The sequence below is a fragment of the Psychrilyobacter sp. genome, assembly GCF_049671765.1.
In the GTDB taxonomy this organism is placed as follows: Bacteria; Fusobacteriota; Fusobacteriia; order Fusobacteriales; family Fusobacteriaceae; genus Psychrilyobacter.
This window is the reverse complement of sequence record NZ_JBATVM010000176.1, coordinates 1-21250: the sequence shown is the minus strand read 5'-3', so window position 1 is coordinate 21250 and position 21250 is coordinate 1. Positions and strand designations below refer to the sequence as shown.

General features: G+C 29.5%; 19 protein-coding genes. 14 read left to right on the top strand and 5 right to left on the bottom strand.

Annotation, left to right across the window (positions count from 1 at the left end; genetic code table 11):
- A partial coding sequence (gene cas13c, locus WBG30_RS08575; protein WP_424504236.1) for a type VI-C CRISPR-associated RNA-guided ribonuclease Cas13c occupies positions 1 to 1281 on the bottom strand: 1281 nt, incomplete at its 3' end.
- 346 nt (positions 1282 to 1627) lie between these two features.
- On the opposite strand from cas13c, the gene WBG30_RS08570 reads away from it, so the two are divergent.
- The 6 genes from WBG30_RS08570 to WBG30_RS08545 all read left to right on the top strand — a co-directional run bounded on the left by WBG30_RS08570 (position 1628) and on the right by WBG30_RS08545 (position 8568).
- Positions 1628 to 3367, top strand: a complete 1740-nt coding sequence (locus WBG30_RS08570; RefSeq protein ID WP_424504235.1) for an SNF2 helicase associated domain-containing protein — start codon at positions 1628 to 1630, stop codon at positions 3365 to 3367.
- 62 nt (positions 3368 to 3429) lie between these two features.
- Positions 3430 to 4899: a DEAD/DEAH box helicase gene (locus tag WBG30_RS08565; protein WP_424504234.1), complete on the top strand. Its 1470-nt coding sequence runs from the start codon at positions 3430 to 3432 to the stop codon at positions 4897 to 4899.
- A 13-nt stretch (positions 4900 to 4912) separates the two neighbouring features.
- Entirely contained in the window at positions 4913 to 5476 is a 564-nt protein-coding gene (locus WBG30_RS08560) for a chalcone isomerase family protein (RefSeq protein WP_424504233.1), read from the top strand.
- Between the two features lie 57 nt (positions 5477 to 5533).
- A complete protein-coding gene (locus tag WBG30_RS08555) occupies positions 5534 to 6517 on the top strand; it encodes a Gfo/Idh/MocA family protein (RefSeq protein ID WP_424504232.1) in 984 nt (327 codons plus the stop codon).
- 8 nt (positions 6518 to 6525) lie between these two features.
- Entirely contained in the window at positions 6526 to 6744 is a 219-nt protein-coding gene (locus tag WBG30_RS08550) for a YdbC family protein (RefSeq protein ID WP_424504231.1), read from the top strand.
- Positions 6745 to 7014: 270 nt separating this feature from the next.
- Positions 7015 to 8568: an ABC-F family ATP-binding cassette domain-containing protein gene (locus WBG30_RS08545; protein WP_424504230.1), complete on the top strand. Its 1554-nt coding sequence runs from the start codon at positions 7015 to 7017 to the stop codon at positions 8566 to 8568.
- A 33-nt stretch (positions 8569 to 8601) separates the two neighbouring features.
- On the opposite strand, the gene WBG30_RS08540 is transcribed toward WBG30_RS08545, so the two are convergent.
- The 4 genes from WBG30_RS08540 to WBG30_RS08525 all read right to left on the bottom strand — a co-directional run bounded on the left by WBG30_RS08540 (position 8602) and on the right by WBG30_RS08525 (position 12339).
- A complete protein-coding gene (locus WBG30_RS08540) occupies positions 8602 to 8703 on the bottom strand; it encodes a MetS family NSS transporter small subunit (RefSeq protein ID WP_424504229.1) in 102 nt (33 codons plus the stop codon).
- 38 nt (positions 8704 to 8741) lie between these two features.
- On the bottom strand, positions 8742 to 10277 hold the full coding sequence (locus WBG30_RS08535) for a sodium-dependent transporter (RefSeq protein ID WP_424504228.1): 1536 nt from the start codon (positions 10275 to 10277) through the stop codon (positions 8742 to 8744).
- 365 nt (positions 10278 to 10642) lie between these two features.
- Positions 10643 to 10744: a MetS family NSS transporter small subunit gene (locus WBG30_RS08530; protein WP_424504227.1), complete on the bottom strand. Its 102-nt coding sequence runs from the start codon at positions 10742 to 10744 to the stop codon at positions 10643 to 10645.
- Between the two features lie 38 nt (positions 10745 to 10782).
- Positions 10783 to 12339, bottom strand: a complete 1557-nt coding sequence (locus tag WBG30_RS08525) for a sodium-dependent transporter (RefSeq protein ID WP_424504226.1) — start codon at positions 12337 to 12339, stop codon at positions 10783 to 10785.
- A gap of 470 nt (positions 12340 to 12809) precedes the next feature.
- Here WBG30_RS08525 and rimP point away from each other — a divergent pair, with 470 nt between their 5' ends.
- The 8 genes from rimP to WBG30_RS08485 all read left to right on the top strand — a co-directional run bounded on the left by rimP (position 12810) and on the right by WBG30_RS08485 (position 21048).
- A complete protein-coding gene (rimP, locus tag WBG30_RS08520) occupies positions 12810 to 13286 on the top strand; it encodes a ribosome maturation factor RimP (RefSeq protein ID WP_424504225.1) in 477 nt (158 codons plus the stop codon).
- 20 nt (positions 13287 to 13306) lie between these two features.
- Positions 13307 to 14446 carry a transcription termination factor NusA gene (gene nusA / locus WBG30_RS08515; protein WP_424504224.1) on the top strand — a complete coding sequence of 380 codons (1140 nt, stop codon included), beginning with the start codon at positions 13307 to 13309 and terminating at the stop codon, positions 14444 to 14446.
- The gene (locus WBG30_RS08510) at positions 14439 to 14957 is read left to right on the top strand and encodes a DUF448 domain-containing protein (protein WP_424504223.1); all 519 of its coding nucleotides are present in this window, start codon (positions 14439 to 14441) and stop codon (positions 14955 to 14957) included. Before nusA ends, WBG30_RS08510 begins: the two co-directional genes overlap by 8 nt.
- A gap of 17 nt (positions 14958 to 14974) precedes the next feature.
- Entirely contained in the window at positions 14975 to 17077 is a 2103-nt protein-coding gene (gene infB, locus WBG30_RS08505; RefSeq protein ID WP_424504222.1) for a translation initiation factor IF-2, read from the top strand.
- A gap of 2 nt (positions 17078 to 17079) precedes the next feature.
- Positions 17080 to 17433 carry a 30S ribosome-binding factor RbfA gene (gene rbfA / locus WBG30_RS08500; RefSeq protein ID WP_424504221.1) on the top strand — a complete coding sequence of 118 codons (354 nt, stop codon included), beginning with the start codon at positions 17080 to 17082 and terminating at the stop codon, positions 17431 to 17433.
- An 11-nt stretch (positions 17434 to 17444) separates the two neighbouring features.
- Complete coding sequence (gene recJ, locus WBG30_RS08495) at positions 17445 to 19142, top strand: single-stranded-DNA-specific exonuclease RecJ (protein WP_424504220.1); 1698 nt, start codon at positions 17445 to 17447, stop codon at positions 19140 to 19142.
- Between the two features lie 112 nt (positions 19143 to 19254).
- Positions 19255 to 20544 (top strand): trigger factor, encoded by a 1290-nt coding sequence (gene tig, locus WBG30_RS08490; RefSeq protein WP_424504219.1) that lies wholly within the window; start codon positions 19255 to 19257, stop codon positions 20542 to 20544.
- 75 nt (positions 20545 to 20619) lie between these two features.
- A complete protein-coding gene (locus WBG30_RS08485; RefSeq protein ID WP_424504218.1) occupies positions 20620 to 21048 on the top strand; it encodes a hypothetical protein in 429 nt (142 codons plus the stop codon).
- The last annotated feature ends 202 nt before the right edge of the window (positions 21049 to 21250 follow it).

The window sequence follows — 21250 nt, the reverse complement described above, 5'->3', positions numbered from 1 at the left end:
TATATAAGGCGATCCTACGAGGTGAAAGATCTCTTCCATTTCTTTTAATTCTATTTTCATTTTTTCTATTTTTTCAAGCTTTGCCTTTTTACTTTTAATTTTAACTAAAAGAAATTCTTTTCGTTGTAAAAATTGATTTTCTATTTCTTTCTTTACATCTTTATTTTCTTCCCCATCAACTGTGAATAATGAATTAATAAAACTATTAAATCCATTTTTTCTATTACAAATCTTATAATATATATTATAAGCTTTCTTGGCATTTTTTGATTTTCCTAAAATTCTTAGTTCCATTCTTTCTTCTAGATAGTTTGTTATTTTATCTTCTTTTATTCCCCTTATTTTTAACATCTCTTGAAATATATTTAGATCTAAAAGTTCTGTCAGATTTTTGTTTGATACTTGAATATCTCCACCTGTAAAAAGCTTTTCAAAATATGAATATTTATAATGCATTATATTATGTCTAAATTCTATAAATATTTCTATTATTTTCTCAACATCCTTATGAATGTTTTCATTTGCTAATACGTTCAATTCAGGAATTTTATCCCTATCTTTCCATTTGTTTTCTTCTATCTTTTGATTTTGTTTTTTTGCATAGTTATTGTGATTCTCTATAAATTTATGACTATATTTTTGAAAGTTATTTACACCTTGAGAGATTACTTCTTCTCTATCTTTACTTGAAATTTCCCATATTTCTTGATAATCTGTTCCTTTTATCAAAAAATTATTTATGAAGTTAAAGTAAATAAGCATATTTGAACGGTAACTTAAAAACTTATTAACCTTATAAATCTTTTGTGAATCAATTTCATCCTCACTACAGTCAGCTAGATCACTATAATTTTTTATTATCTCTTTACTTAATAAAAGTCTTTCTGTAGAAGATTTTCCAACTTTTTTTTTAATTTGTTCTCTTGTAAGATTTTCCATTAAATAATCTTCAACACATACAGTCACTAGGATTTTTCCTTCTTTAGTTTTTTGAAATTTTCCAGATAACCTATATTTTCTTACTTCTTTATTGCTATATTTATCTCTTTTAGTGACTTCAAAACAATTTTTATTTATATCAATATATTTACTTTTATTTTCTACATCTTCAAAAACAATATCTTTACTCGTATCATCATAACTCATCTTATTTATTTTAAATGTATCTACTCCACCTTGTTTTTTATATAATACTTTTATCTCTTTAATATATTGGTCATCAAAATTAGATATTATTACTCTAATAATAGAACTTTTATTCGATTTTTTAAAGTTTACCATACTTCCTCCCTTTAAAGAAAATTTTAAATCTTTTAATTTATCTCCTGCTTTACACCTAGTTTTATTTTTTAAAAGAGTTATATTAATTTTTTATCTCTTCTAATATTACTACTATAAACTCATAGAATCAATTAATTTTATTCGATAACTTATACGACTAGATCTGTGGTCATAATTTTAATATTCGTATACCTTTGGTAGTAAAAGCTATTTTCTGTGTCGCTCTTTATCTCTTTTCTTTGTGCTGAAGGGTTTATAATTGATAGAAAGTATCTTCATGTTACTTTTTATTATACTTATTTTTATGATATAATTAACTAAATAAAAACAGAAAAAGGGGATTAGGATGAAAATTTCGAATAGAGAAATAAAAGAAATTGCAGGTGATATTAGTAATTATAATCGTGGCTTAAAATGTTTTAAAAACAATCTATGTGACATTGAACATTTTGATTATGAATGGGATGAATTGGAGATTAAATTTGATGGGCTGGCTCATGGAACGCAACTATATAATTTTGATATAAGAGTGAGTATAGATCTAAATGAAGTGGCTGTAAAAGATAGAGTAATAGATTATAATTGTGATTGCCCAGCTTTTTCTAAATATGATAGAGCATGTAAACATATTGTAGGAGGGCTGTTAGTAATCAATAAGGATGGTTATTTAACAGGAATAGAAGAACATATTATGGCAACACATAATTATAATTCACCCTTAGATATAGATGATATAGAAATGTTTGATATAGATAATGAAAATTTAGAAGAATTTATGAGTTTTGAAGATGAAGAACTTAGTTATAATAATTCGATAAGGGAATCAAAAGAGGAAAAATTACTCAAGACACTTAAAACTTATATGAAGAATGTAGAAAAAAAGAAAGAAAATATAGAAAAATTAGAATTGGATGTAGAATATAATATTGAAAGAGAAGAGAAATATAGTTATACTCATATTTTGAAAATGAAAATTGGGACTGTTGGGAAAAGGAAATATGTAATGAAAGATATCATTAAATTTATGGATTCTTATAAAGAGGAGAAAGTGCTGGAATTTGGGAAAGAATTTAAATTTCTTCCAGATAAACATAAATTAACTGATTATGATTATAAATTATTAAATGAACTTTCTCGAATGTGTAAAATTACAAATGAATATTTATTTGAACATAACGGGTACTATACTCCTCATGTAAATAAGGCAAAGATTAATCTATCTAATGAATGGTTTAAAATATTATTAGATAATATGAGTGGCAAGGAAAATATAAAATTAAATGATTCTAATATGACCCTCGGATCTTTAACAACAGATCAATTTATTAGTTTGGATAGTAAATATATAGCTATAGAACCATATTATTTATTAACAGAAGATGGACAGTATATTGCTACAAAAACAAAAATATATTTAATAGCAAAACAAGATAGGGAACTAATAAAAATATTGTATGAGACTTCCTTATTATATAATGGTGTTATATCATCGGAAACAGAACTAGGTGGAAATCTAAAAAAATTAGTAACAAAAGCTGATTTAGGAACAATAGAAATTCTAGAAAAAGCTGGAGAATCTATAATATTTATTGATAAAAATAAAGATTATGGAGATACCTTAGCGATAGATATTAATGTTAGTTACGAAAAAGAAACCTTAATCGAGGGTAAAAAATATTTATTGAAAGAGGATGTAAAGAAAAGTTCTAAAATATTTAAAGAAATAACTGGGTTAAATCAAAATTATGACTTTAATGCAAGTTTATGTGGTGAAGAGAAAGTTTTAGAATTTTTTATAAATAAATTACCTAAATTAAATAAAAAATATAATATACAAATCGATGAAAAATTGAATAAAATTAAGCCAAAAAATATCTCTATTCAAGGGAGTGTCACTAGAAATGGAGAATTATTAGAGATAACTTTTAATTCAGATGGTATTAGTGAAGAAGATCTCAGGTCTATTCAGTTTGGATTATTGAGTAATAAAAAATATATTAAGTTATCTGATGATGGAATTATTAATCTAGCTGATAAAAAATTAAAAGAATTAGAGGGTATTTTAGCAGAATTGGATTCTGGATAGAAACTCAAGAAATATCTGAATTTACAGTTAGTAAATTGGGACTTATTTCGCCTAGTTTAAATATGAAAAATATAGGAGATTTAAAGATAGAAAAACTTTTAAAATCTATAAAAAAAAGAAGAGCAGTTGTTCCTAAGAGTATAAATGCAACTCTTCGAGATTATCAAAATGATGGTTATGATTGGATGAAAAAATTACATGAGAGTAAACTAGGGGGGATACTAGCTGATGATATGGGATTAGGGAAAACTCTACAGGCTATTGCCCTATTGACGGCTATTGACAATGGTGAAAATAGTAGAAGTATTGTTATTGCTCCTACTTCGTTGACTCATAACTGGCTTAAAGAAATTAATAAATTTTCTCCTAAATTAAATGCCATAATAATAGAAGGGACACCTAAAGAGAGAAAAATGTTATTAAATGATTTTAAAAATGGAGTTATTTTAACTTCTTATGGCTCTTTTAGAAAAGATATAGAGTTCTATGAAAAGATAGAATTTTTAACTACAATATTAGATGAAGCACAGCAGATAAAAAATAATGGAACTTTAATTAAAAAAGCAGTAAAAAAAATAAAAAGTTATTCAAAATTTGCATTGACAGGAACTCCTATTGAAAATTCTATATTTGAATTATGGTCGATATTTGATTTTGTAATGCCAACTTACTTGCATAATAAAGAAAAATTTAAAAATAAATACGGTAAAAAGATCGACCAAGAGATGGATGGGAATAGTTTGGTAAATTTAAAGAAAATGATAAAGCCATTTATTTTAAGGCGAACAAAATCAGAAGTTTTAAAAGAATTACCTGAAAAAATAGAAACAAATATGATTTTAGGAATGGATTCTATACAGAAAAAATATTACCTTTCATACCTTTCACAGTTTAAAGGAGAGTTAGAAGAATGTTTAGAAGAAGATGGATTTAATAAAAGTAGGATAAAAATTCTTGCACTCTTGACTAGGTTACGTCAAATCTGCTGTACTCCTGAATTGTTTATAGAAAATTATAAGGGGAAAAGTACAAAAGTAGAAGCACTGATAGAGTTATTAGAAGAATTAAAATCTAGTGGACATAGAGTTTTGGTATTTTCACAATTTATTAAAACTTTTGAAATAATAAAAAAACAACTAGATCCCAAAAAAATAACATATTTTCAAATAGATGGGTCAACTAAAGCAAAAAAAAGATTAGAAATGTGTGATTGTTTTAATGATGGAGAAAAAGATATATTTTTAATATCTTTAAAAGCTGGTGGTTCAGGTCTAAATCTAACTGGAGCAGACGTTGTTATTCATTTTGATCCTTGGTGGAACCCTGCTGTAGAAGTACAGGCAACAGATCGAGCCCATAGAATAGGACAAGATAAAGTCGTGCAGGTGATAAAATTTATAACGGAAGGGACTATCGAAGAGAAAATAATTAAAATTCAAGAGAATAAATCAAAACTTATTAATTCTATGGTTGATGGCGATGGGAAGATAGAGAAATTAACAAAACAGGATATCTTGGGATTATTTGAGTAATTAGGAGGAAGACATGAGGAGAAAAATAACAGCATTGATACTTGGAATTTTAATAAGTATTTCTGCTATGGCAGTTAATATAGCAGGAGTAAATGTAAAAGAAAATTTGGTTATTGCAAATAAAAAAATGGTTTTAAATGGTGTAGGAGTTAGGAAAAAATTATTTTTTAAATTATATGTAGGCTCATTATATTTACCAACAAAAACAATGGATGCTGTGGCTATAATAAAAGGAAATGAAAATATGACTATTGAATTAAATATTATATCTAAATTAATCACCAGTGCTAAGTTAAAAGAAGCTTTAGAGGAAGGGTTTTCCACTGTAGAACTCGATAAAATGGAATTGATTAAAGATAAACTAAAAACTTTTACTGGTATATTTGAAGATGGAGAAGTTAAAAATGGAGACGTATTTAATTTTAATTATATAGATGGAAATGTAAAGACCTACAAAAATGGAAAACATCTTTTGACTACAGAAGGTCAGGATTTTAAAGAAGCTTTATTTGGTATTTGGCTAGGAGATAGAGCAATAGATAAAGATCTAAAAACAGAGATGTTGGGGAATTATTAAATTAAAAGGACAGGATTTTGTAAGAATTTTGAGTTTGTTATAGTAATGGGGGGGGAAGTGAAGAAAATAAACTTTGGAATAATTGGAACGGGAAGGATAGCTCAGCAGTTTATGGATGAGGCTCAAAAAAACGAAAAAATAGATATAGTTGGAGTCTGTGCTAGAAATTTTAAGAAGACAGTAGAAATAGCAAAAAAATACAATATTGGTAAAGCTTATGAGAGTAGCTGTGAGATGTTAAAAGATGAAAATATAGATGCTATTTATATTGCTACTATGCATCCGACACATTTTGCCTATACTATAAAAGCTTTAAATGCAGGAAAACATGTATTATGTGAAAAGCCAGCAGTATTGAAAAAAGAAGATCTACAAGAGGTGATTACATTAGCAAAAGAAAAAAAACTTTTATTTATGGAAGCTATGATCGTTGGATTTAACCCTCTTTATAAACAGATGAAAGATCTAATTGAGAATGGCCAAATAGGGACTGTGGTTCATGTAGAATCATCTTTCGGCAGTAGGAGTACCAAAGCTCATAAACATAACTCGAAACAGGCAGGAGGAGCTCTTTATGATATAGGTATCTATAATATATTTTTACTGATTGATCTACTGGGTATTCCCACTGAGATAGATGTTAGAGCAAGGAATAATGCCTGGGGAGTAGAGGGAAGTGTAACGGGCCTCTTTGAATATCAAGGAGGAGTTACTGGTAGCTTTTATGCTACTATGGATTCTATCTCTGGGAACAGTGCTAAAATAATAGGAACAGATGGAATGATAGAGATTCTTGATACTTGGACTGTAGCTGAAGAGTTTATTTTGAAAAGATTAGGAGAAGAAGATAGAAAATTTGAGATGAAAGAAGATAAATGGCTAGGGTATGAGATGAATGCCTTTATAGAGAATCTATTAAATGGGAAGACTGAAAATGAAATTATGACTTTTGAAAAATCCCTAAACTTACATAAAACTATAGACATGGTAAAAAAGAAATTAGGATTTAAATATGAAAATTTAGAAATAGAAATAAACTAGGAGGAGAGATGGCAGGAATAAAATTTGAAATAGAGGAAAAATTAGGGGTATTAAGTGAAAGAAAGGGGTGGACTAAGGAGTTGAATTTAGTTTCATGGAATAATAGAAAAGCCAAAGCAGATATTAGAGAATGGGATGAAACTCATGAAAAAATGGGAAAAGGAATAACTCTTTCAATGGAAGAGTTGGAAGAACTAAAGAAAATTTTGAATGGGATGGATTTATAAGAGATAAAATTGATGTGAATTGAGAAGAACGGTATTTTACTGTTCTTTTTTCAATTGAAACCTAATGGCTAATTTATTATAAAGATAAATTTCAGATTGAAAAGGATTTTTAAATATCTTTGTACTAAGATTATTGGTGGATAGAGTGGAAAAGGTATAAATTTCCTGCTCTAGATTTTATATTAAATTCATGATAAAATTACTCTAAATGTTTAAAAGTATTTAATGTGTAATTATAGAGAAAAATTAGTATATAGGAGATAAATTTTTATGAGTATTTTAGATGTAAGTAGAGTAAGTCATGGATATGGTGCAAGAACAATTTTAGAAGATGCTTCTTTTAGATTGTTAAAAGGAGAGCACGTTGGACTGATAGGAGCTAATGGAGAAGGTAAATCAACTTTTCTGAACATAATAACAGGCAAACTCATGCCTGATGAAGGAAGGGTAGAGTGGTGTAACCATATTACCACAGGATATTTGGATCAGCATAGTAGTTTGGAGAAAGGGAAAACTATCAGAGATATTTTAAAGTCTGCTTTTGCTCCTATGTTTAAACTAGAAAAAGAAGTTATGGAACTCTATGAAAAAATGGGGACTTGTAATGATGTTGAGATGGAGATGATACTAGAAGAGGTAGGAGATATCCAAAGTATTTTGGATAGTTCTGAATTTTATAATTTAGATTCTAAAATAGAATCTTATGCATCAGGATTGGGATTGATGGACATAGGATTAGAAAAAGATGTATCAGAGTTATCAGGAGGTCAAAGAGCTAAAATTTTATTAGCTAAAGTCTTACTTGAAAACCCTATGATATTAATATTGGATGAACCTACTAACTTTTTAGATGAGGATCATATTATTTGGTTGAAGAATTTTTTACAAAATTATGAGAATGCATTTATCTTGGTATCTCATGATATTTCATTTTTGAGTGATGTTACCAATGTAATCTATCATATTGAAAAAGCAGAATTGACCAGATATACAGGTGGATATCATCAATTTTTAGAGATGTATGAACTAAAAAAACGTCAAATAGAACAAGCTTATAAGAAACAACAAAAAGAAATAGCACATTTAGAGGATTTTGTAGCTCGGAATAAAGCTCGAATAGCAACTACTAATATGGCTAAGAGTAGACAAAAAAAATTAGATAAAATGGATGTAATAACTCTAGAGCGTGATAAACCAAAACCACAATTTTATTTTAAAACTGCAAGAACTCCATCAAGGGAAGTTGTTACAGTAAAAGATTTGGTGATAGGATATAATGAGCCATTAACTAGAAAGCTTAATTTTACTATAGAAAGAAATGAAAAGATAGCAATTAAAGGAGTAAATGGATTAGGGAAATCTACTCTGATAAATACTATATTAAGAAAAATTAAACCTATTTCTGGTGAGATAGAGCATGGTCAATTTTTAGAAGTTGGATATTTTAAGCAAGAGGAAGATAGTAGTGGGAAAACTGCTCTAGATGAATTTTGGGACGAGTTTCCATCGCTAACTAATGGAGAGGTAAGATCTGCTTTAGCTAAATGTGGTTTGACTAAAGATCATATTGGGACGAAGATGAGAGCTCTGTCTGGAGGAGAAAATGCAAAAGTAAGATTAGGGAAGATTATGAATCGGGAAATTAATTTTTTAGTCCTAGATGAACCAACAAATCATTTGGATATAGATGCGAAAGAGGAGTTGAAAAGGGCCATAAAAGAATTTAAGGGGACTGTATTTATAGTAAGTCACGAACCTGATTTTTATATGGATATAGTAACAGATGTTTGGAATGTTGAAGACTGGTCAACAAAAATTATATAAATAAAAAAGGAAATCCAGTTGGATTTCCTTTATTTATTTATTTTCATCTTTCATTGCTATTTTTAAGCAAACAGCAAATCCACCCCAAAGTAGGGTCATGCTGCAAATAGCAACAATGATAGCACTAGTATTCATATAAATACCTCCTAATTATTATTTAAATAATGTTTTTATTAATCTAACTCTAACTCAAGTTTTTCATCCATAGGTTCATTATATATTTTGTCTTCAAATTCTTGAGAACCTTTTTTATTTGTTAAAACAAATGCTCCTATTGTCATAATGATCATAACTCCTAGACCATAAACTCCTAATGCAGTTAAAGAGTAACCGCCGTATGGGCTAATAATTTCACCTTTTATTTTTAGTAAAAGCATAACAACTAAAATAAGTGAAGTTCCTTTAATTGCCCAAACCCACCATTTTCCAACTTTGAAATCAGATAATTCGTTGACATAAATTCTAACACTCTCAAGATTAAATATCCAACCTAAGATAACTAATTCTAAAATACCCGCAATAACTATTCCGTATTGGTTGGTAGCATAGTCTACGATATCTAATACATATAAGCCACCATTAGTAGCAACTAGTAATGATAAGATCCCAGCAGCAAGTGTAAATCTGTTTAGAGCTTGTACTCTAGTTACTTTAAATTTATCAGAGATAGCAGCTACTACTGCTTCCATAATAGACATAGATGACGATAACCCTGCAAATATAAGAGTAGAAAAGAATATTGCACCAATTAATCCATTCATTCCTGGTAACTGATTGATAGCTTCTGGGAATACTATAAATGCAAGGCCTACACCGGCAGTTGAAACTTCTGCTACACTGACACCTTGAGCTTGAGCCATAAATCCTAAGATAGAGAATACTCCAATACCAGAGATCAAACTAAAACTACAATTTCCTAATCCAGTCATGAAAGCATTGTTGATAATATCTGACTTTTTAGGTAAGTAACTTGCATAAGCAATAATGATAGAAAAACAAATGCTAAGTGAGTAAAAGATCTGTCCATATGCAGCTAGCCATACTTTAGGATCAGTTAATTTGGAAAAATCAGGAGTAAAGAAGTAATTTAGACCGTCCATAGCACCAGGAAGGGTAACTCCTCTAACAACTATAATTAATAATGCAACAACTAAAAGTGGCATAAAGATCTTGTTTGCTTTCTCTAAACCATTTTTTACACCCATTCTAAGAACACTGTAATTTATTCCCCATACTACTAGTACTGGAGCTGCGACTTTAAGATTTAGTCCACCTAGATTCATAGGAGAATCTGTTAATTGTAAATAGTCGTTAAATAAAAACGCTTTTGTATCTATACCCCATGCACCTGTGAAGGCGAAAAAAAGATAACTGAATGACCATCCAATAATAACCACATAATATGTAGCTATAAAAAATGTAATAAGTGTTTGAAACCATCCGAGAGCTTCGTATTTTCTGTTTAATTTTGCAAAAACCCCAGGGACACTAGAACGTATTTTATGCCCCATAGCAAATTCTAAGATCAATATTGGAATCCCAGCTGTAAATAGTGCGATTAGATAAGGAATTAAAAACGCTCCTCCACCATTACTTGCAGCTACATATGGAAATCTCCAAATGTTTCCTAATCCGATTGCCGAGCCTATAGCGGCAAGAACAAACCCTGACCGAGAACCCCATTCACCTCTATTTTCTTTTTTACTCATAAATATCACTTCCCTAATTTTTTTATTAATAGTAAATTAAAAACCCACTAAATTATCACTATATTATATACTAATTTTTTGATATGTCAATACTATTTTTTAATTATGTGTAAAAATCAAGTCGAAAAGTATAAAAATATTGGTATCACTTGTTTCGTAAAAATAAAAACATACCATTTTTTAAACATATTTATACTTTAAAAATGGTTTAAACTTAAATTATTTTTATTAGATAAAATCAGTGTTATATTTAGAAGAAAGAAATTAAAAAGATATTAAAAATAGAAAAAACCTGTAAATTTGACACTTATTAGTGCCCAATTTTCAGGTTTAGTTCATTTTATTCAGATTTTTTTTGTTCAGTTTTATTTATTTTCATCTTTCATTGCTATTCTTAAGCAAACGGCAAATCCGCCCCAAAGAAGAGTCATGCTACTAACAGCAACTATGATAGCTCCAGTACTCATACAAATACCTCCTAATTATTATTTAAATAATGTTTTTATTAATCTAAATCTAATTCAAGTTCATTGTTCATAGGTTCATTGTATATTTTGTCCTCAAATTCTTGAGATCCTTTTTTATTTGTCATGATAAATGATCCAACAGTTATTATGATCATAACTCCTAAACCATATACTCCTAGTGCAGTCCAAGAATAACCTTCGTATGGAGCAGCAATTTCACCTTTAATCTTAAGTGCTAAGATAATTATTAGAAGAACAGAAGTTCCCTTGATTGCCCAAATCCACCATTTTCCAACTTTGAAATCAGATAATTCATTAACATAAGTTCTAACACTTTCTAAGTTAAAGAACCAACCTAAGATTACTAATTCTAATATACCTGCAATAACTATCCCATATTGATTGGTAGCATAGTCTACGATATCTAATACATATAAACCACCATTAGTTGCAACTAGTAGTGATAAGATTCCAGAAGTAAGTGCGAATCTATTTAGAGCTTGTACTCTAGTTAATTTAAATTTATCAGAGATGGCAGCTACTACTGCTTCCATGATAGACATAGATGATGATAAACCTGCGAAAATAAGTGTAACGAAGAATATTCCACCGATTAATCCATTCATTCCAGGTAATTGATTTATAGCTTCTGGGAATACGATAAACGCTAACCCTACACCAGCAGTAGAAACTTCAGCCACACTGACACCTTGAGTGTGAGCCATGAATCCTAATATAGAGAATACTCCGATTCCAGAAATTAAACTGAAACTACAGTTTCCTAATCCAGTCATAAATGCGTTGTTGACAATATCAGATTTCTTAGGTAGATAACTTGCATAAGCATACATGATAGCAAAACAAATACTAAGTGAGAAAAAGATTTGTCCATATGCAGCTAACCATACTTGTGGATCAGTTAGTTTAGAAAAATCAGGAGTAAAGAAATAATCTAAACCATCCATAGCGCCTGGAAGAGTAACTCCTCTAACAACAATAACTAATAGTGCAACAATTAAAAGCGGCATAAAGATCTTGTTTGCTTTTTCTAAACCATTTTTTACACCCATTCTAAGAACACTGTAATTTATTCCCCATACTAATAATAGTGGAAGTGCAACCTTAAGATTTAAACCTCCTAAACTTGCTCCTAAGTTACCAAAAGTGCTAGGAGCTTCTCCTAATTTTAAATAGTCACCGAATAAAAATGCTTTTGGATCTGTTCCCCATGCTCCTGTAAAAGCAAAGAACAGATAACTAAATGACCAAGCGATAATAACAACATAATATGTAGTTATAAAAAATGCAATAAGCGTTTGAAACCATCCGATAGCTTCATATTTTTTGTTTAATTTTGCAAAGACACCGGGAGCGCTAGAACGAATTTTGTGCCCCATGGCAAATTCTAGTATTAATAATGGTATACCCGCTGTAAACAACGCAACTAGGTAAGGGATCAAAAATGCTCCACCACCGTTACTTGCAGCTACATATGGGAATCTCCAAATATTCCCTAAACCAATTGCCGAACCTATAGCAGCTAGGATAAATCCTGAACGAGAACCCCACTGGCCTCTATTTTCTTCTTTACTCATAAATATCACATCCTCAATTTTTTTTAATTAACAAAATAAACTTTATTGAAATTATCATTATATTATATACTATTTTTCTAATATGTCAATGCTAAATTTTGAGTCAACATTAAAAAAAGTAAATTAAATGAATTTCTTATTAGTAGTATATACTATAAATTTGATATGTCAATACTAAAAAACTAATTCTTTTTTTCACATATTTCGAAAAACGTAAGAATAGTCTTTTTAGAGGACACTTCATTAAAAAAGTTAAAAAAAACTAAAAATATAGTAAAAAATAAATTAAAATGAAAAAAAGTACAAAATTTTGTTTTTTTAGATCTAGATAGTCTCTACCAAAATAATAAGAAATCTTGCTATTTTGTGTGATTTATGTTAAAATTTGGAAAAGAATTAAAATAAATAATAAAGGAGGGAGAGAGCTGAGAGGTTCTCTCCCTATTTGTTACAGAAGAGAGGTGAAAAATATGGTAAAACAAGTGGATGAAAGTTTATTGGAAAAGGTAGAAAAATTACTTCTTCCAGTATTGAAACCCATAGAATTAGAACTGGTTGATATTGAATATATTCAAGATGGAGCCTATTGGTTTTTAAGAGTATACCTTGAAAAAATTGATGGTGAAATTAGTTTAGACGAATGTGCTAAAGTGAGTAATAGTATTTCAGAAGATGTAGATAAGATGATAGAAGATAAATTTTTCTTAGAAGTATCTTCACCAGGATTAGAAAGACCACTCAAAAAAGAGAAAGATTTTATAAGATTTACTGGAGAAAAAATCAAAGTCATACTTAAACGTAAACTTGAAGACTCGAGAAACTGGACTGGGAAATTGGAAAAAGTAGAAGGATCTGTAGTTTATTTAAATACTGAGGAAAAAACTTTAGAAATTCCTTTTGAGGATATAAAAAAAGCTAATATAGTTTTTGAATTTAAAGATAAATAGAGATAAGTAGGAGGTCAGAAGTGACAAAAAAAGATTTTAAAATTTTCTTAGAAGCTTTAGATGAGTTAGAAAAAGAAAAAGGAATTAGTAAAGAAGAATTAATAGAGACAATAGAGCAAGCTATCCTTGCAGCATATAAGAAAAATTATGGTGAATACGATAATTTATCAGTAAGAATAGATGAAAAGAAAGCAAAAATTATTATTTTTGTTCCGAAAACGGTAGTAACAAGTGTTGAAGATGATGAGTTAGAAATTGAATTATCTGAAGCTCAAATGATACCTGGGAAGAAAAGGTCAAAAATTGGTGATATAGTAGAAATTGAAGAAAATTGTGAAGAATTCAAGAGAAACGCTATCCAAAATGGAAAACAAATTGTTATCCAAAAAGTAAGAGAAGCAGAAAGACAACATCTATATGATAACTTTAAAGAAAATGAACATGAGATGCTAAATGGTATTATTAGAAGAATAGATGAAAGAAGAAACATCCATATCGAATTTGATATGAAAGAAGCTGTATTAACTATACAAGAACAATCACCTGCTGATTTATATAGAGTTGGAGATAGACTTAAGGTATATGTATCTGAAGTTGAAAAAACAAATAAATATCCTAAAATAATAATTTCTAGAAAGCATGATGATTTTTTAAGAAAATTATTTGAATTAGAAGTTCCTGAAATAGAAGAGGGAATAATAGAAATGAAATCAGTAGTAAGAGAAGCTGGATCAAGAGCTAAGGTAGCAGTGCACTCAGACAATGAAGATATTGATACTGTAGGAGCCTGTATAGGTCAGAGAGGGCTTAGAATCAAGAATATAGTAACTGAACTTAATGGTGAAAAAATAGATATCATTGAATGGAAAAAAGATAAAAAAGAGTTTGTTAAAGCTGCTCTTAGTCCCGCTAAAGTAGAATCTGTTGAAATATTAGACGACGATGAAACTGCAAGAGTAATAGTAGAAAAAAGTCAATTATCCCTTGCGATTGGTAAAGCAGGTCAGAATGCAAGATTAGCAGCCAAATTAACTGGAATGAGAGTAGATATTAAAACTCTTGAAGACATAATGGTTGCAGAAGAAAAAGTGAAATTATCGGAAGAACTTTCTTTAGAAAAGGAACAGATAGAGGAATTAATTGAGGGAGAAAATGAATAGTACTCCTACTAGAACATGTCTTGTATGCAAAGAAAAAAAAGATAAAGCTGAACTTTTTAGAATTGTAGAGATAGATGGTCAATATATGTTTGATGTAAATCAAACAATGCAGGCAAGGGGTACATATGTATGCAAAACCCATGAATGTATAAAAAGGCTCTCTAAAAACAAAAAAGTAAACTTATCTAATGAAGACTTGTATAAGATGTCTATAACAGTTAAAAAAGCTCAAAAAGATTACTTGAGTTTATTAGAAACTATGAAACGTTCTGAATTTTTAAGCTTTGGAATCAACATGGTTACAGAAGATATAAAAAGAATACATTTTTTAATAATTGCTGAAGATATCAGTGAAAAAAATGATAAAAGAATTATGAGATTAGCACAAGAGAATAAAATAAAAATCATTCATTACGGATCAAAGGCACAATTAGGTGCTATTTTTGATAAACCTGAAGTAAATCTGATAGGTATCAAAAGTAAAAAAGTGGCTCGTGGTATGACGGAATAGATACTAGGAGGTATATAATGAGAGTACATGAAATAGCAAAGAAATATGATCAAACAAGTAAAGAATTCTTAGAAATATTAGAAGGATTAGGTATAGATGGTAAAAAGAGTGTTTCGGGGTTAAATGAAGAAGAAATAATTAAGGTGGAAAATCACTTTAATTCAAACGAAGAAACTGCAACGGAAGAAAAAAAAGGAAAAAAGAAAAAAAAGAAAACAACTAAAGTAAAAGAAAAAAAAGAAAAAGAAGTTAAGGAAAAGAAAGAAAAAAAGAAAAAAGGTAAGAGAAATGAATTCACTATGAATAAAGTAGAAGAAGTAGAAAATGAAGTTATAGAAGAAGACGGAGTGAAATTAATAAAGATAAGAGGTGATATTACATTAGGTAATTTCGCTGAAAAGTTAGGAGTAAGTGCATCTGAACTTATCAAAAAATTATTCTTAACAGGACAAATGTTAACTATCAACAGTGTTATAGATATGGAATTAGCTGAAGAATTAGCGGATGATTATGATGCTATGGTAGAACAAGAAGAAGTAGAAGAAATGGCATTTGGAGAAAAATTTAATTTAGAATCACTAGATAAAGATTCTGATCTTGTAGAAAGAGCTCCTATTATAACTATCATGGGACATGTTGACCATGGTAAGACTTCACTACTAGATGCTATTAGAGAAGCTAATGTAGCGGATGGAGAAGCCGGTGGAATCACTCAAAAGATTGGTGCTTACCAAGTAATAAAAGATGGTAAACAAATATCTTTCGTAGATACTCCAGGACATGAGGCATTTACAGAGATGAGAGCTAGAGGAGCACAAGTTACTGATATAGCAATTTTAGTAGTAGCAGCAGATGATGGTGTAATGCCACAGACTGTAGAAGCAATAGCTCATGCAAAATCAGCTAATGTACCTATTATAATAGCAGTAAATAAGATAGACAAAGATGGAGCGGATCCTTCTAGAGTTAAAAATGAATTAATGGAACATGGATTAGTACCAGTTGAGTGGGGCGGAGATGTAGAATTCATCGAAATTTCAGCTAAATTCAGACAAAACTTAGAAGGAATTTTAGATACTATTTTAATTACAGCAGAGATGTTAGAATTAAAAGGAAATCCAAAGAAAAGAGCAAAAGGTGTAGTTATGGAATCTAGACTAGATCCAAAAGTTGGACCAATTGCTGACGTTTTAGTGCAAGAAGGTACTCTTAAAATTGGAGATATCATCGTAGCAGGAGAAGCTTATGGAAAAGTAAGAGCATTACTTAACGATAAAGGTGAAAAATCAGAAGTTGTTTCATTATCTCAACCAGCTGAAGTTATAGGATTCAACATAGTTCCAGAAGCTGGAGACGTAATGTATGTAGTTCAAAATGAACAACATGCTAGAAGAATAGTGGAAGAAGTAGAAAAAGATAGAAAGTTAAATGATCAAAACAAGAAAAAACATATATCTTTAGAAGTTTTATCTCAACATATGGATGATATTAACTTGAAAGAATTAAATCTTATTATAAGAGCTGACTCAAAAGGTTCTGTACAAGCTCTTAAAGAATCATTAAATAAATTATCTACATCAGAAGTAGCAGTAAATATTATCCAAGCTACATCTGGAGCAATATCTGAAAGTGATATTAGATTAGCAGAAGCATCTAATGCAATCATCTTAGGATTTAATGTAAGACCAACTACAAAAGCAATGAGAAATGCAGAAAAAGCTGGTGTAGAGATCAGAACTTCTAGCATCATCTATCAAATAGTAGAAGATATAGAGCAAGCTTTATCAGGAATGTTAGACCCTGAATATAAAGAAGTTTACTTAGGAAGAATTGAGATTAAAAAAGTATTTAAAGTATCTAAAATTGGAAATATAGCTGGTTGTTATGTAGAAGATGGTAAGATTTATGCTGACTCAAAAATCAGAATCCTTAGAAACAGTGTAATGGTATATGATGGAGAATTAGCTTCATTAAAGAGATATCAAGACGATGCTAAAGAAGTTATCGTTGGTCAAGAATGTGGATTAAATATCAAGAACTTTAATGATATTAAAGAGGGAGATACTGTAGAAGCATACAAAATCGATGAAATCCAAAGAACACTAAAAGATGTGAAATAATTATGAGAAAACAAAGATTATTAGGTATTGAAAAACAAATGACAAGAATAATATCTACAGCTTTATTTATGGAAGTAAAAAATCCAAAAATTCAAGGTATGGTATCAGTAACTAAGATGGAAGTAACAGAAGACCTAAGATATGCAGATGCATACTTTAGTGTTTTATCTGTTGGAGATAACAAAGTAGATGAAGCTATAGTTTTAGAAGGGTTGAATGAAATTAGAAAATACTTAAGAAAGAGAGTATCTGAGGAAACAAATCTTAGATATGTTCCTGAAATAAGAGTATTTTTAGACGATACAGTGGCTAGAGCGATAAAAATATCTAACTTAATTGATAAAGTTAACAATTAGGAGGATATGGTATGTATTGGGAATATAATACATATGATGAGTCCCAGGTGACAGATAAAATTGAGAAGCATAATCTATCCACAGAGGTGGTAAAACTCCTACTATCACGAGGGATCAATTCCGATGACGAAATCCAGAAATTTTTAAATGCAAGTGTAGAAGATCTAGAAGATCCATTTGATTTTGAGAGGATGGAGGAAGTCGTAGAAAAAATAGTCAGAGCTAAAGATAACAAAAGTAAGATATTTATCTATGGCGATTATGATGTAGATGGTATAACAGCTTCTGTTTATCTGACTATTGTTTTTAATCTTATCGGGATAGAAACCTCATATTATATTCCAAATCGTATGGATGAAGGGTATGGTCTGAATAGGCAGGCAATAGATTATGTCAATGAAAGAAGTGGAAAGGTAATAATAACAGTAGATACAGGAATTAATTCTGTAGAAGATTTTGAATATGCAAAATCTTTAGGTATCGATGTTATAATTACCGATCATCATAAAATAATAAAAGATAAAAAAGAAAAACTTTTAGTAATTAACCCTAAATTAAGTGAAAACTACAGATTTAAATATCTATCTGGTGCAGGAGTAGCTTTTAAAGTAGCTTGTGCAGTATATAAAAAAATAGGTATCGATCCAAAACAACTATATGAACATTTGGACATAGTGATGATAGGAACTATAGCAGATGTAATGCCTTTAACGGATGAAAATAGAGTTATAGTAAAAAATGGATTGAAAGCTTTGAAAGACACTAAGATAAAAGGGCTCAGATCCCTTCTTAGATATTTAAAGTTATCACCTAAGGATATTAGTACAACAGATATCAGTTTTTTTGTATCACCGTTATTAAATTCTTTGGGACGGATTGGGAAATCAAGAACAGGAGCAGACTTCTTTTTAGAGGGAGATGACAGTGGACTTTATTCTATTATAGAGGATATGAAAAAATCGAACAATAAAAGACGTATTTTTGAGAGAAAAATTTTTAATGAGATCAATGATGAAGTGGAAAAGCTAGAGGATAAAAATAGTTTGAAATATCTATTTTTAAAATCACATGATTGGCATCCAGGTGTTATTGGAGTTGTGGCTAGCAGACTTTCTGTTAGATATAATATTCCAGTTATTCTTATTTCGTTGCAAAACAATTTTGGGAAGGCATCTTGTAGAAGTGTAGCAGGAATTAATATATTTAATATATTAAACAATATATCTGATACCTTAGTTAGATTTGGAGGGCATGATTTGGCTGCGGGGTTTATAGTGGCTAAAGATAAACTAGAAATAGTTGAAAAAGCTATTGCCAAAGGTATTGGAGAATCGACAAAGAAGTACAAAAAAGATATTATAAAGATTGATTATAACTATCCATTAGAGATGGTAGATGATAACTTTATAGGTGAACTTTCTAAAATATCACCTTTTGGATCGGCTAATCCTCATCCATTGTTTGTAGATAAAGATCTAAAATTTGTCAGAGTTAAAAAATTTGGAGTTGAAGATAAACATTTTAAAACTTTTTTAGAAAAAAATGGGAAACTTTACTCTGCAGTTGGATTTAATCTAGCTCATAAGATAGATGAAAATAATTACATGGATGAAATATTTGAAATAGCATACTATCCAGAAAAAATTTGCTATAATAATAATGAAATTATTCAAATTAAGATAAAAGACATAAAGGTAATGGAAGGGTAATTTATGAGTTGTCTGTACGAAGAATATATTCATACAAAAAATTACCGTACTTAGTAATAAGTGCTTAAAGCATTTAAATATATATAATCACATACAAGGAGGAACAAAGAACATGAATTATGAAGTAAAAAAATTAGATAACTCAGTAGTTGAAATCACATTAAAAGTAGAAGGTGCAGAAGTATCTACTGCTAAAAAAGATGCTGTAAAAAAAATAGCTAAGGATGCTGAAATTCCAGGATTCAGAAAGGGACATGCACCTGCATCAGCTATCGAATCTCATTATGAAGGCGTAATCAAAGAAGAAATCACTGACGCTATATTAAAAACTCATTATGAAGCTATCTTAAAGGATGGACAAATTAATCCTGTAGATTACATAAAAACAACTAAAGTAGATTTAGATGGAGAAAAATTTGCCGTTACATTTATGGTAGACGTATTTCCTGAAATCAAATTAGGAGAATACAAAGGTTTAGAAGCTACTAAAGAAGCATTTGAAATGAATGATGAAATAGTAAATAAAGAGATCGAAATGTTGGTATCATCTAAGTCTAACTTAGAAGATGCTGCTGAAGGTCATAAAGCTGAAATGGGAGATACTGTAGATCTTGCATTTGAAGGATTTGTTGATGGTGTAGCTTTCGAAGGTGGAAAATCTGAATCTCATATGTTAAAATTAGGAACTAAATCTTTCATAGATACATTTGAAGAGCAATTAGTAGGATATGAAAAAGATCAAGAGGGAGAAATTGTAGTAAACTTCCCAGCTGAATATAATGCTGAAAACTTAGCTGGAAAAGAAGCTACTTTCAAAGTTAAAATAAATGCAGTAAAAGTAACAGCTACTCCTGAATTAAATGACGAATTTGCAGTAGAAGCAGGATTTGAATCTGTAGAAGATTTAAAAACTAAGAAAACTGAAGAGATCAAAAACAGAGAAGAAGCTAGAGTAGAGGGAGAATACAGACAAACTTTATTAAACCAAGTTTTAGCTAACACTGAAATGACTTTACCTTTATCTATGGTAGCTAGAGAAATCAAAGGAAGAATTTCTGAAATGGAAAGTCAATTAAAATCTCAAGGAATGAACTTAGAGATGTATTTACAAATGTCAGGATCTACAGTTGAGCAGTTAAATGAGCAAGTGAGACCAATGGCAATTGAAAAGATCAAATTAGACCTTATCTTAGATGAGATCGCAAAGATCGAAAAAATTGAATTAACTGATGAAGAGTTAGAAGCTAAATTAGTTGAAGTTTCTGCTATGTATAAGATGGATGTAGACAAGTTAAAAGAAGAGTTAACTAAGGCGAACAACTTAGAGAACTTTACAATGAACTTAAGAACAGATGCTACTATGCAAAAAACTGTTGAATTCATTCAAGCACAAGCTAAATAATTAAATTAAGTATATAGACTTTTGGGACAAATTTTATTTGTCCCTTAAGCTATATATAAGAGGAAGGAATTTTAAATGAAAGAAACTAATGATCAAAAAGTAATAGATGGTTTGAGTGAACGAATGAATAAAAGTCATGTGATGTTAAATACATATTTACTCTCAGGAAATACTGGTATTTTAATATATTTATTTAATAGTATAGATAAAATAAAGTTGACTGTGAATAAAGGAATACTATTTTTATTTGTACTTGTAGTTATAGGGAATGTAGCACTGACATTACTTCAATTATATCTCGCTCACTTCTCATATGAAAAAGAGATCAGTTGGTGGTTAGAAATATCTAAAAAAGAATCAAACAATTCAAAATTAGGTTCTTTATATAAGGCAATCAATACTTTATCCTTACAATCCAAAAGAACAGAAAGATTACAAATTATCGCAACAATAGTTATATTTATATGTTTAATATTTGTGTTTTTGAATTTGATTTTTAATTGAACGATGAATTTTCAACCTCAGTTTCTCCTAATTTAGGAGAAACTATAAAAAGGAAGAGGTCTGAAAAAAAATTAAACTATAGGTTTCTCAAAAATGAGAGAAACCGATAAGAGGGGAAAAGATTCCCATTATTTATTTTATAAGTCATTAAAATTTAATGGTTTTTATAATAAATAATATAAAAAATAAATAAAATTTGGAG

What these genes read in the sequence shown, in the direction of transcription:
- rimP (WP_424504225.1), top strand. Translation starts at nt 12,810, where the DNA reads ATGGTAAAACAAGTGGATGAAAGTTTATTGGAAAAGGTAGAAAAATTA.
- WBG30_RS08545 (WP_424504230.1), top strand. Translation starts at nt 7,015, where the DNA reads ATGAGTATTTTAGATGTAAGTAGAGTAAGTCATGGATATGGTGCAAGA.
- WBG30_RS08540 (WP_424504229.1), bottom strand. Translation starts at nt 8,703, where the DNA reads ATGAATACTAGTGCTATCATTGTTGCTATTTGCAGCATGACCCTACTT.
- infB (WP_424504222.1), top strand. Translation starts at nt 14,975, where the DNA reads ATGAGAGTACATGAAATAGCAAAGAAATATGATCAAACAAGTAAAGAA.
- WBG30_RS08565 (WP_424504234.1), top strand. Translation starts at nt 3,430, where the DNA reads ATGAAAAATATAGGAGATTTAAAGATAGAAAAACTTTTAAAATCTATA.
- WBG30_RS08510 (WP_424504223.1), top strand. Translation starts at nt 14,439, where the DNA reads ATGAATAGTACTCCTACTAGAACATGTCTTGTATGCAAAGAAAAAAAA.
- rbfA (WP_424504221.1), top strand. Translation starts at nt 17,080, where the DNA reads ATGAGAAAACAAAGATTATTAGGTATTGAAAAACAAATGACAAGAATA.
- WBG30_RS08535 (WP_424504228.1), bottom strand. Translation starts at nt 10,277, where the DNA reads ATGAGTAAAAAAGAAAATAGAGGTGAATGGGGTTCTCGGTCAGGGTTT.
- WBG30_RS08570 (WP_424504235.1), top strand. Translation starts at nt 1,628, where the DNA reads ATGAAAATTTCGAATAGAGAAATAAAAGAAATTGCAGGTGATATTAGT.
- tig (WP_424504219.1), top strand. Translation starts at nt 19,255, where the DNA reads ATGAATTATGAAGTAAAAAAATTAGATAACTCAGTAGTTGAAATCACA.
- WBG30_RS08530 (WP_424504227.1), bottom strand. Translation starts at nt 10,744, where the DNA reads ATGAGTACTGGAGCTATCATAGTTGCTGTTAGTAGCATGACTCTTCTT.
- WBG30_RS08560 (WP_424504233.1), top strand. Translation starts at nt 4,913, where the DNA reads ATGAGGAGAAAAATAACAGCATTGATACTTGGAATTTTAATAAGTATT.
- WBG30_RS08525 (WP_424504226.1), bottom strand. Translation starts at nt 12,339, where the DNA reads ATGAGTAAAGAAGAAAATAGAGGCCAGTGGGGTTCTCGTTCAGGATTT.
- WBG30_RS08550 (WP_424504231.1), top strand. Translation starts at nt 6,526, where the DNA reads ATGGCAGGAATAAAATTTGAAATAGAGGAAAAATTAGGGGTATTAAGT.
- recJ (WP_424504220.1), top strand. Translation starts at nt 17,445, where the DNA reads ATGTATTGGGAATATAATACATATGATGAGTCCCAGGTGACAGATAAA.
- WBG30_RS08485 (WP_424504218.1), top strand. Translation starts at nt 20,620, where the DNA reads ATGAAAGAAACTAATGATCAAAAAGTAATAGATGGTTTGAGTGAACGA.